Source organism: Sphingosinicella sp. (genome assembly GCF_052388015.1).
GTDB lineage: Bacteria > Pseudomonadota > Alphaproteobacteria > Sphingomonadales > Sphingomonadaceae > Allosphingosinicella.
Window position 1 is genome coordinate 1 of sequence record NZ_JBQTIN010000053.1, and the last position, 10,596, is coordinate 10,596.

Annotated in this window: 12 protein-coding genes and 1 pseudogene; 3 read left to right on the plus strand and 10 right to left on the minus strand. The window is 70.4% G+C overall.

The features are described from left to right. Nucleotides 1-226 precede the first annotated feature (226 nt). The 3 genes from ACT4N3_RS04710 to ACT4N3_RS04720 all read right to left on the minus strand — a co-directional run bounded on the left by ACT4N3_RS04710 (nt 227) and on the right by ACT4N3_RS04720 (nt 3,166). Complete coding sequence (locus tag ACT4N3_RS04710) at nt 227-1,474, minus strand: NupC/NupG family nucleoside CNT transporter (protein WP_444854053.1); 1,248 nt, start codon at nt 1,472-1,474, stop codon at nt 227-229. A 23-nt stretch (nt 1,475-1,497) separates the two neighbouring features. Then, a complete protein-coding gene (locus ACT4N3_RS04715) occupies nt 1,498-2,067 on the minus strand; it encodes an LOG family protein (RefSeq protein WP_444854054.1) in 570 nt (189 codons plus the stop codon). A 109-nt stretch (nt 2,068-2,176) separates the two neighbouring features. Then, the gene (locus ACT4N3_RS04720; protein WP_444854055.1) at nt 2,177-3,166 is read right to left on the minus strand and encodes an adenosine kinase; all 990 of its coding nucleotides are present in this window, start codon (nt 3,164-3,166) and stop codon (nt 2,177-2,179) included. Between the two features lie 74 nt (nt 3,167-3,240). Between ACT4N3_RS04720 and ACT4N3_RS04725 the strand changes: the two genes are divergently transcribed. Further along, the gene (locus ACT4N3_RS04725; RefSeq protein WP_444854056.1) at nt 3,241-3,885 is read left to right on the plus strand and encodes a queuosine precursor transporter; all 645 of its coding nucleotides are present in this window, start codon (nt 3,241-3,243) and stop codon (nt 3,883-3,885) included. A 79-nt stretch (nt 3,886-3,964) separates the two neighbouring features. Here ACT4N3_RS04725 and gspK read toward each other — a convergent pair whose 3' ends face one another. Genes gspK through ACT4N3_RS04755 form a run of 6 tightly spaced genes read right to left on the minus strand, consistent with a single transcriptional unit; the run spans nt 3,965 to nt 8,437 of the window. Beyond that, a complete protein-coding gene (gene gspK, locus ACT4N3_RS04730) occupies nt 3,965-4,945 on the minus strand; it encodes a type II secretion system minor pseudopilin GspK (RefSeq protein WP_444854057.1) in 981 nt (326 codons plus the stop codon). Further along, a complete protein-coding gene (gspJ, locus tag ACT4N3_RS04735) occupies nt 4,942-5,493 on the minus strand; it encodes a type II secretion system minor pseudopilin GspJ (RefSeq protein ID WP_444854058.1) in 552 nt (183 codons plus the stop codon). Before gspJ ends, gspK begins: the two co-directional genes overlap by 4 nt. A 59-nt stretch (nt 5,494-5,552) precedes the next feature. Further along, nucleotides 5,553-6,002 (minus strand): type II secretion system minor pseudopilin GspI, encoded by a 450-nt coding sequence (gspI, locus tag ACT4N3_RS04740; RefSeq protein WP_444854059.1) that lies wholly within the window; start codon nt 6,000-6,002, stop codon nt 5,553-5,555. 40 nt (nt 6,003-6,042) lie between these two features. Continuing rightward, nucleotides 6,043-6,456, minus strand: a complete 414-nt coding sequence (locus tag ACT4N3_RS04745; RefSeq protein WP_444854060.1) for a GspH/FimT family pseudopilin — start codon at nt 6,454-6,456, stop codon at nt 6,043-6,045. A 26-nt stretch (nt 6,457-6,482) separates the two neighbouring features. Then, complete coding sequence (locus tag ACT4N3_RS04750) at nt 6,483-7,961, minus strand: PH domain-containing protein (protein WP_444854061.1); 1,479 nt, start codon at nt 7,959-7,961, stop codon at nt 6,483-6,485. Beyond that, the gene (locus ACT4N3_RS04755) at nt 7,958-8,437 is read right to left on the minus strand and encodes a PH domain-containing protein (protein WP_444854062.1); all 480 of its coding nucleotides are present in this window, start codon (nt 8,435-8,437) and stop codon (nt 7,958-7,960) included. Before ACT4N3_RS04755 ends, ACT4N3_RS04750 begins: the two co-directional genes overlap by 4 nt. 96 nt (nt 8,438-8,533) lie before the next feature. Between ACT4N3_RS04755 and ACT4N3_RS04760 the strand changes: the two genes are divergently transcribed. Together ACT4N3_RS04760 and ACT4N3_RS04765 are read left to right on the plus strand one after the other, a co-directional pair. Next, nucleotides 8,534-9,388, plus strand: coding sequence for a class I SAM-dependent methyltransferase (locus tag ACT4N3_RS04760; protein WP_444854063.1), 855 nt, complete (start codon nt 8,534-8,536; stop codon nt 9,386-9,388). A gap of 302 nt (nt 9,389-9,690) precedes the next feature. Then, a pseudogene (locus ACT4N3_RS04765) lies at nt 9,691-9,903 on the plus strand (phosphatase PAP2 family protein); the annotation flags it as partial. Nucleotides 9,904-9,952: 49 nt separating this feature from the next. On the opposite strand, the gene ACT4N3_RS04770 reads toward ACT4N3_RS04765, so the two are convergent. Next, a complete protein-coding gene (locus ACT4N3_RS04770) occupies nt 9,953-10,555 on the minus strand; it encodes a DUF938 domain-containing protein (protein WP_444854064.1) in 603 nt (200 codons plus the stop codon). Between the last annotated feature and the right edge of the window lie 41 nt (nt 10,556-10,596).

Here is a 10,596-nt window from a genome sequence, read left to right on the forward strand (position 1 = left end):
GCGTTCACCTGGGAAGCGAGCGCGCGCCAGTTCCGCTCGGCGCTGGAACCGTTCGGGCCGGCCGATCGCGCGCCGCAGCCGGTCGGCACCGCCGAGCAGCAAGGCCGCGCCGAGCGCGCCGGTGAGCATCAAGGTCGAAGCCAGGCCGCCGATCAGGTCTCTCACGCCCATCTCGCATCTCCCGCAAGGATCGCGATGAGGCGCCTGTAGCGGCTTTTTGTTGCGCTTATGCGGCGGTCGCCGCCAGGATCATCCCGGCCAGCGCCGCGCTCATCAGGTTGGAGAGCGAGCCGGCGAGCAAGGCCTTCAGCCCCAGCTTCGCGATCGTCGGCCGCTGGTTCGGGGCGAGGCCGCCGGTCACCGCCATCTGGATCGCGATCGAGCTGAAATTGGCGAAGCCGCAGAGCGAGAAGGTGATGATCGCCACGGTCGCGGGCGACAGGGTGCCTTGCGCCGCTGCGAGATCGATGAAGGCGACGAACTCGTTCAGCACCACCTTGGTGCCGAACAGGCCGCCGGCCACGCCGGCTTCGTTCCACGGCACGCCGAGCATGAACATCACCGGCTGGAAGATGCGCCCGAGAATCATCTGGAAGGAGAGGTCGGGATAACCGAACCAGCCGCCCACGCCGCCGAGAAGGCCGTTCGCCAACGCCACCAAAGCGACGAAGGCGAGCACCATCGCGCCGACCGCGACCGCCAGCTTGACGCCGGTCTGCGCGCCCTGGGCGGCGGCCATGATGATGTTCGCCGGCCGCTCCTCGCCATGCTCGGCCTCGTCGACCGGCTCCGGCTCCTGGTCGCGCACCTCGGGATCGTCGGGCATCATGATCTTCGCCATCAAAATGCCGCCCGGCGCCGACATGAAGCTCGCCGCGAGCAGATAGGGCAGCAGGTGCTGGCCGATCATGCTGGCATAAGCGCCGAGGATGGTGCCGGCGACGCCCGCCATGCCCACGGTCATGACGCAGAAAAGCTGCGAAGGCGTCAGGTTGGCGAGATAGGGCTTGATCACCAGCGGGCTTTCCGACTGGCCGACGAAGATGTTGGCCGCCGAGCCCAGCGATTCGACCTTGGTGATGCCGGTGATCAATCGGATGCCGCCGCCGACCCATTTGATGATCAGCTGCATGACGCCGAGATAATAGAGGATCGAGATCAGGCTGGCGAAGAAGATGATCACGGGCAAGGCGGCGATCGCGAAGCTGTTGCCGCCGACTTCCGGCGCGGCGAGCGGGCCGAAGATGAAGGCCGTGCCGGCGGCGGCGTAGCCGAGCAGATTGGAAACGCCGCGCGACATCGCGCCGATCACCGCCTGGCCCCAGCTCGTCCCGAGCACCAGCAGGGCCAGCCCCGCCTGCAGCGCGAAGGCCGCGCCGACGACGCGCGGGCGAATCCAGCGCCGGTTCGACGAGAAGGCGAATGCGATGGCGAGGATGAGGACGATCCCGCCCAGCCCGATCAGATAGCGCATGTCATTTCCCCCTGGCGGCACCCCTACCACACCATCTTCGCTTCGGTCGCGCCGATCGCGGCGTCCAGTTTGTCGATCGCCTCGTCGATATCGTCCGCGACGAGCAATTGCGCGCGCCGCGCCGGCGACATGAAGCCGCTTTCCGTCACATGGTCGAGAAACCGGATCATCCCGTTCCAGAATCCGTGCACGTTGAGCAAGGCGAACGGCTTGGCGTGATAACCGAGCGCGTTCCAGCTCCACGCCTCGAACAATTCGTCCAGCGTTCCGATCCCGCCGGGGATGGCGACGAAGGCGTCGCAAAGGTCGGTCATCTTCGCCTTGCGCTCATGCATGTCGGCGACGAAGTGCAGCTCGGTGAGGCCGGTATGCGCGACCTCGAGATCGACCAGCGCCTGCGGGATCACGCCATAGGCCTCGCCACCGCCATCCATCACCGCGTCGGCCACCACGCCCATCAGCCCCAGCCGCCCGCCGCCATAGACGAGCCCGATGCCGCGCTCGGCCATCCTCTCGCCCAGCATGCGCGCGGTCCCGGCGAACGCCGGGTCCGTGCCCATGCTGGACCCACAATAAACAGCGAGCCGCCTCATCCCACCCTCGTCATTGCGAGGAGCGAAGCGACGAAGCAATCCAGCCGGCGTCCGCAGCCCTGCTGGATTGCTTCGCTGCGCTCGCAATGACGGTCTGAATGGCCCGGGCTCATGCCGCGATCAGCGCTTTCAGATCGCTCTCCGGTCGCGCGCCGAAATGGGAAATCACTTCGGCCGCCGCGATCGCGCCGATCCTCAGGCTCTCGGCCAGATCCTTGCCGCGCGCCTGGCCGACCAGGAAGCCAGCGGCGAACAAGTCGCCCGCCCCGGTCGTGTCGACCACGCCCTTGCCGATCCGCGCGATTGGGGCGGAAACGCGCCGGCCGCGCTCTACCGCCACGGCACCCTCCGAGCCGCAGGTGACGACGATCAGCGGCACCTTGTCCTGGAGCGCCGCGATCGCCGCGTCGGTGGTCGGCAGGTCGGCGAGCTCCATGATCTCATTCTCGTTGGCGAAGAGCAGGTCGATCGCACCGGCGTCGAGCATCGCGATCATCTCGGCCCGGTGCGGCTTGATGCAGGCGATGTCGGAGAGGGTGAAGGCGACCTTGCGTCCCGCTTCATGCGCGATCCGCATCGCCTCCTCCATCGCGCCGCGCGGCCCCGCCGAGCGCCACAGATAGGCCTCCAGATAGAGGATCGCCGCGCCCCGGATCTGCTCGGCGTCGAGCGCCTCGACGCTGAGCTCGTGCGCCGCGCCGCGAAAGGTGTTCATCGTCCGCTGCGCGTCGGGCGTGACGAGGATCAGGCAGCGGCCGGTCGGCTCGCCGTCGGCCTTGGCCGGGGTCAGGAATTCGACGCCGAGCGCGCTAATGTCGTGCGCGAAAATCTCGCCGAGCTGGTCGTCGGCGACCTGGCCGACGAAGCCGGCCCACCCGCCCAGCGCCGCCACGCCCGCCATCGTGTTCGCCGCCGATCCGCCGCTCGTCTCGCGCGCCTGGCGCATCTTGGCGTAGAGCGCCGCCGCGCCGTCGGCGTCGAGCACCTGCATCGAGCCCTTGGTCAGGCGCTCCTCGATCAGGAAGTCGTCGCTGGCGGTGGCGATCACGTCGACCACGGCGTCGCCGATCGCCAGCACGTCCAGTCGGGTCTCGCTCACCGATGTTTGATGGCCGGAAAGCGGGGCTGCGGAAAGCCCTTTTTGAAGCGGGCCAAAGCCGTTACGCCTTGGCGATGACCGAAACGCCCGCTCCCCAATACCCGCGCTCGCTCTTCTCCTTCGCCATCTTCTATGGCGGCATGGTCTGCATCGCCGGGGTGCTCGCCAACAAGCAGGTCGCTTTGGGGCCGCTCGCGGTCGAGGCGGGCATCTTCGCCTTCCTGATGCTGGTCGTCACATCGAGCGCGGTGGCCGAGCTGCACGGCCGGGCCACGGCGAACAAACTGGTGTCGATCGGCTTCGTGCCTTTGATCTTCTCGATCCTGCTTGGCATTCTCGTCCTCGCGCTGCCGGCGTCGCACGACATGCCCGCCGATCGGCTGGCGGCATTCAACACCGTGATGGGGGCGACGCCGCGCATCTGGGTCGCCGGCATCATCGCCTACGGCATCTCCCAGTTCCTCAACGTCACCATCTTCAGCGCCCTGCGCGGGAGCGGCGCGGGGCGGCTGATCTGGCTGCGCGCCGGCATCGCCGGCGTCCTGTCGCAGATCGTCGACACGTTGCTGTTCATTACGATCTCATTCTATGGCGTCTTCCCGATCACCGATCTGCTGATCGGGCAGATGATCGCCAAGGTCGTGCTGTCGGCGGTCCTCGTCCCGCCGCTCGTTACTTTGCTCGTGGTCCTCGGCCGTCGGCTTGACGCGCGGACCTGAGCCGTCATTGCGAGGCGCGCAGCGCCGCGGCAATCCAGCCTGGATTGCTTCGCTTCGCTCGCAATGACGAAACGCCGGATCAATTCTCCCAGGCGCGCGCCGCCAGCCGGCTTGGCCGCAGCCGCGAGTCGACCAGGGCTGTCTCGCTGAATTCCATTTCGTCCTGCATCACGGTCAGCGAGAGCCGGAACCAGCGGGTCCGGGTCTGCGGCTGGAGCTGGGCGTCGAGGGGGATGGCGAGCTCGCTCATCCGCTCGGTGCGCCAGAATTCGATCATGTTCGCCCAGCCCTCGCGCGGCCGCGATTCGATCACCCGCGCCGCCCGCCGCGTATCGATCTGCCCCGGCGCCAGCATCGCCAGCAAGGGCGCCTGCGCCGGAGTCAGCGTGTTGACGTTGAGCGGCGACAATTCCGCCTCGGGCAGCACGCAGAGCCAGGGCCGGACGCGGGCGAAAATCTCCGGCGTCATGCCCGAAAGCAGCCGCGCCTCGCCCGGATCGGCGAACAAGGTGTTGGCGGCGCGATAGGGATCGTCGCCACCGGCATAAGCCGCGTCTTCCGCCCCCACCGGCCCGGCCTCTGAATCGCTGTCGACCCAGTCCGCCGCCGCTTCGGCGATCCGCCGCGCGTCCGCCTCCGGCACGTCCAGCGCCATCATCAGCCCGGCGAACTGCTGGACGCCGGAATTGCGCCGGGTGAGCGTCGCGCGCGGATCGCCCTCGGCGACGCTGTTGAGGTTGAAGCAATTGCCGCCGTCGGCCAGCCGCGCCTCGGCCACGCCGCCGCCCGGCAAGGGGATCGTCCGCGTCACCCCCATCCAGCCCTCGGCGGTCGTCCGGTCGGGATCGCGCGCGATCAGATCGTCGATGGTGAGCAGGGCCAGTTGCTCGGCGCCACGGGCGAAGGCGCGCGCCTGGCCGATCGAGGCGGTGTTGAGCGCCACCATCCGCGACAGCCGGAGCTTCTCCATCGCCGCCGCCGCGATCGCACCCGTCACCGCGACGAGCAACAGCACCGCGAGCAGGGCCGCGCCGCGCTCCCGCGGGGGGGGCCGCTTCACCGCGTCCCTCCGACCGTGAACAGCATCCGGACCGGCCCGTAGCGCGCCGAATCGACCACCAGCTCGACCGCCGTCGGCAGTCCGATCGGGTCTGGATCGGCCCATTGCGGCCGCCACTCGCCGCGCTCGTCGCGATAGCGCAGGCGAACCGCGCGGACTTGATCGACCAGCGGCGAGACGATCGCCTGCCCCGCGCCGTCGACCCGGGTGAACGCGACCCGCTGCAACTGCCCCTCGGCGACGCGGTAGCCGACCCGCTGCGCGCCCGATCCGCTCTCGCCGTCGTCCCAGCCGCGCCGGACGAACAGCAGCAGCATGTCGTCCTGCCCATCGGCGCCGGCGAACGCGCGCTGCCGCCGTCCTTCGGCATCGCGGTGCATCCGTGTCGCCGCCTGGCCGAGGTCGGCGGTGAGCAGCGCGTTCAGCCGCCGCACCTGCCCGAACTCGGCGAGCAGGCGATCGGACGTCTCCTGCGTCCGCGCGCTGACCGACAGCAGGGCGACGCCGGCCGCCGTCAGCATGCCGAAGATCGTGAGCGCGATCAGCATTTCGATGAGGGTGAAGCCTCGTTGGGCGGAACGCCGCAACGACTCGAAGCCGTTCCGCTTCACGGCGCGGCCCGCCGGAAAAGCGTGCGCCGCGCCCGGCCCGGTCCGCCGTCCAGGCTGGCGACGGCGATCTCGATCTGGAGGATGCGCGCCTCGGGCGAACGGGCGGTGGTCCGCGTCCACGCCCAGCGCCGCCCGCCATTCACCGCCTGCCCCGCCTGCGTTCCGATCGGCGGCGGGCCGGGATCGGTCAGCGTCTCGACGGCGAGATTCTCGGCGACGATCTGGGCGATCCCCTGTTCCGTGAGCCGCGCGCTGTTCGCGGCGGTCGCCCCCGACAGCCGCAGCAGCGCCAGCGCCGCGAGGCTGAAGATCGCCAGCGCGACCAGCATCTCGATCAGCGTGAAGCCGGCTTCCCTTCCCCTCCCTTCAAGGGAGAGGTTAGGGGTGGGTAGCGCCGAAGGCGCCTCGGAGCCACGACCGGAAGGCTCGCTGACGCTCGCACCCACCCCCGACCACTCCCCGAGAGGGAGGGGAGGCTTTCCTCCTCTACCTCTGGACATGGACCGTCCCGTCGCCGCGTATTTCGACCCGCGCCTGCCGCCCGGCGCGGGTGAGGATGAGCGTGGCCGGCTGCGCCAGGCCGGTGGAATCGAACCGGGTCGCGCCGCCCCCCGCCTGCGTCCCCGCCGTCCATTCGTAACGCTCGCCCGGCCGCCATTCGCCGCGGACCCGGCGCGACACCTGATAGCCGGCGCCGTCGACGGCGAGCATCGCCGGCCGCGCCTCGACGATCGCCAGGTCGCGCGCCACCTTGGCCCGCGCCGCGAACCTTTCCGCCTCGGCCGCCACGCCGCCGCCGGGATCGGGCATGGCGAGCACAACGACGCTCGCCGCCAGCCCGATGATGACGATCACCACCATCAACTCGACAAGCGTGAAGCCTGCTTGTTCGCCGCGCATCCGCATGGCGCTAGTCCACGCCCGTTTCATGCCGGTTGCAAGCGTCGCTTTGCCCGCGCCTCATGGAACCGGCGCAGCAGCTCGGCCGCCAGCCGCCGCGCATCGGCCTCGTCGAGATCGACGATATCGGGTGGGTCCATCGCCGGCGCGCCGGCGGTGTCGAAGCGCAAGCTGGCGAGCGAGAGCCGCCGCTGCACCGGCCCGCGCGCCACCTGGATCACCTGCGCCCGCTCGAACGGCAATATCCACAGCCGGCGCCGGATCAGCCCGCCGGTCACGAACAAGGCCTGCTCGCCGATCGCGTAAGCCGCCTTGCGCCAGCGCAGCAGGGCCGCCCCGGCGGCCAGCAGCAGCGCGCCGGCACCGATGCCCGCCAGGGGCTCGATCAGCCACGCTCCGAACCCGACGAGCGCCGCAAGCGCGAGCCATGGCGTCGCGCGCCGAATCAGCGCCCGGCGCGGCAGGCGGTGGAACTGCTCGACCGGCGGCGGCTCGGGAAAGCCGGCCTCGGCGAGGATCGGCGCGATCTCCTCGGGCCGGGCGAAGGGCGCCGCCGCCTGCACGCCGCCTTCCTTGCGGTCCGCGCCAAGCGTCTGGAAGGCGAGGCTGCGCCAGCCGATGATCCGCCCGGCGATGCCGCTCTCGATCCGCGCCGCCTGCGTCCGGCGGATCGGAATGACGGCCTCGGAAAGGGTGACGAGCCCGCGCCGTCGCCGGAAGCCGGCCGGCGCGCGGGTCAGGCGGAAGCCGAAATCGCGCGCCACCGTCCGCACCACCCCGGCGACCATGCCGAGCAGCAGCACCAGGCCAATGAGCAGCGCCGCGCCGCGAATCGAGAGCGCCGCGGCGGCATCGCGCGCGCCTTTCCCGGTAAGCCACTCCTCCCAGTCGAACAGGTTCAGCTGCTCGAGATATTGCAGGCCGCCCATGATAGCGGCGAGGAAGACGAGCGAGAAGTTGAACAGGCCGGCGACCAGCAACCGGACGAGCGTCAGCGCGAACAGCAGCGGCTCGCCCGCCACGTCGGCGACCGGCGCGCCCGCCGCCGCTCCCGCGACCCGTTCCCGCCGGACATGGTCGCGCAGCGCCCGCGCGTCGTCGAGCCCGATCATGTCGAGCCGGCCTTCGTCCGACGCCGAGCCGCCGGTCTCGATCTTCACCCGGGCGGTGCCGAACAGGCGCGCCAGCAGCGGCTGCTCGATCGCGATGTCCTGCACCCGATCGAACGGGATCACCCGGCGCTGGCGCTGCAGCAGCCCTTTCTCGATGACGATCTCGTTCTCGCCGATCGTGTAGGTGAAGCGCCACCAGGCGAGGAAAACGAAAAGCAAGGCGGCGATCGCGGCGATGACGATCATCAGCACGATCCCGGCAAAGGCGCGCCCGCCGCTGACCGTCCCCAGCCCCGCCGCGACGATGCCCGCTGCGGCCTGCGGCGCGACCCGCAGCCAGCGCCCGACGAGCGTCGCCGGATGCAGCCGCCGCGGCGCCCCTGCCTCGCTCACCCAAAATCCTCGCGGATCTTTGCCCGGATGCGGTCGCGCATCGCCTCCGCCTCCTCACGCGCCAGGCCGGGCAGCGGGATCGAGGCGCCGCGCGTGCCGGCGGTGTGGAGGATCAGCCGGGCCAGCCCGTAACGCCGCTCGATCGGCCCCTGGGCGAGGTCGATATGCTGGACCCGGGCGAAGGGCACCGCCGTCTGGACCCGGATCAGCAGGCCGTGCCGCACATGCAGCTCGTCCTCCTCTTCGCGATAGCCCCAGGCGCGATAGCGTCGCCGGGGCAGGATGAGCGCCGCCAGCAGGCCCAGAATGGCGACGCTCCCGGGAAGAACGCCGAAGGGGATCGGCGTCGCCCTGAGCGGGCCCAGGCATATTGCGACGGCGATCCCGGTCAGCGCCAGCGTGGCGATCGACGCGCGGGCGCGCAGCACCTTGATCTGCCGGGGATCGAGCGGCGTCATCGCCGGTTCAGCATCCATGCCGTTCGTCCTCCGCTTCAGCGCCTTGCTCTAGGATGTCGTGACTTTCATGAAAAGAACGGGAAGAAGGCCGCTCCCGTGTCGGAAGGATGATTGATGCGTCGGGCTTCGTTTGTGCGCGCGGTGCTGGTCGGGGCGTTGGTGGCCGGCCTCGTCCTGATCGCCTGGCGCGTGCTTGGCCCGGCGCCGGACGAGACCGCAACGGCGCCGAACAGCTTCAACCCGGCCGATTTCGTCAAGGCGCGGCCGCGGCTCGACGCGCCTTATGTCGTCACCGACCATGACGTGGTCAACGCGATGCTCGCGCTCGCCGAGGTGCGGCCGGACGAGAAGGTCGTCGATCTGGGTTCCGGCGACGGCCGCATCCTGATCGCCGCCGCGCGCAGCCATGGCGCGCGCGGGCTCGGCGTCGACATCGATCCGGCCCGGATCCGCGAGGCGACCGCCAACGCCGCCGCCGCCGGCGTCGGCCACCGCGTCACCTTCCGCCGCGAGGATTTGTTCCGCACCCCGCTCGGCGACACCGACGTGCTCACTCTCTATTTGTCGCAGGACATCAATATCCGCCTGCGCGATCGCATCCTCGGCGAGATGCGGCCCGGCGCGCGGGTGGTGAGCCATGATTTCGACATGGGCGAGTGGCGTGCCGACCAGCGCCAGCAGGTCGGCACTGCGAATGTCTATCTGTGGATCGTGCCGGCGCGGGTGAGCGGCCGCTGGGCGATGAACATCGGCGGCCGTCCGGCGGTGCTCACCATCGACCAGCGTTATCAGCAATTCATCGGCGCGCTCGAGACGGACGGGCAGTCCGCCCGGATCGAGCAGGGCCGGATCACCGCCGGCACTATCCGCTTCATCCTCAGGATCGGCGGCCAGCGGCGCATCTTCGAGGGTCGGCTCGAAGGCAATCAGCTGGTCGGGCCGAACTGGCGGGCGGTGCGCGCCGGCTGATGCGCCCCTCCCGCCTCGCGGCCGCTTTGCTCGCGCTCCCGGCTTTGTGGCTGGCGATGCTCCTGCTCGGCGCCGGCGCGGCGGATCGCGCGCTACTCGGCCTACTCTATGCCGACGATCCGGGACTGGCGCAGGGCGCGCGCCTGCTGACTGAACTTGGCGGCTCCCCGGTGCTGCTGCCGGTCACCGCCGCCGCCGCGCTCATCGCCTGGCTCCTCCGCCGCGACTGGCGCGCCCCCGCCTGGTTCGCTGCGATGACCCTCGCCGGCCGCCTGCTGGTCGAGCTGCAGAAAGGCTGGACGATGCGGCTGCGCCCCGACGCGCACGAGCAGCTCGCTCCGATAACCTCCTATGCTTTCCCCAGCGGCCACGCCGCCAATGCGATGATGGTCTGGCTCGGCGCGGCTTTGCTGCTCGCGCGCGGCCGGGCACGGCCCGGGGCGCTCGCTGCCGCCGCTGTGATCGCGATCGCGGTCGGCCTCACCCGGCCGATGCTCGGCGTCCACTGGCCTAGCGACGTCGTCGCCGGCTGGAGCCTCGGCCTGTTCTGGACCTTGCTGCTGGTCAGGCTTTCCGGAACACCAATGAAAGATTGTTCGCCGGCATCGGCGCGACGCGCTCGAGCCGGAAGCCGCGCCCTTCCGCCTCGGCGACGACCGCCTCCAGGTCACGCACGCCCCATTCGGGATTGCGGGCCCTGAGGTCGGCGTCGAACGCCTCGTTGCTCGGCGCCGTCTCGACGCCCGCCTGGCGATAGGCGCCGTAAAGATAGAGCGGCGCTCCGGCCGCCAGCAGCAGCCCGGCGCCGCGCATCAGCCCGACGGTCGCCGACCAGGGGCTGATATGGACCATGTTGATGCAGAGGACGGCGTCGGCCTCGACCACCGGCCACTCCGCGGCCCGCGCGTCGAGCGAGACGGCGGGCAGCAGGTTGAACAGCCCCGTCTCCGCCCGCCATGCCTCGATCGAGCGCAGCGCCGCCGGCTCCGGGTCGCTCGGCTGCCAGAGCAATTTCGGAAAGGCGCGGGCGAAATGAACGACATGCTCACCGGTCCCGCTCGCCACCTCCAGCACCAGCCCGCGCGCCGGGAGCATGTCGTGCAGCACTTCGGCGATCGGCTCCGCGTTGCGCGCGACATGCGGCGCGGAGCGGCGATGGTCGGTCATTCCTCCTTCGGCCCGCCCGCGCGCCGCCCGCCCCAGTCGTA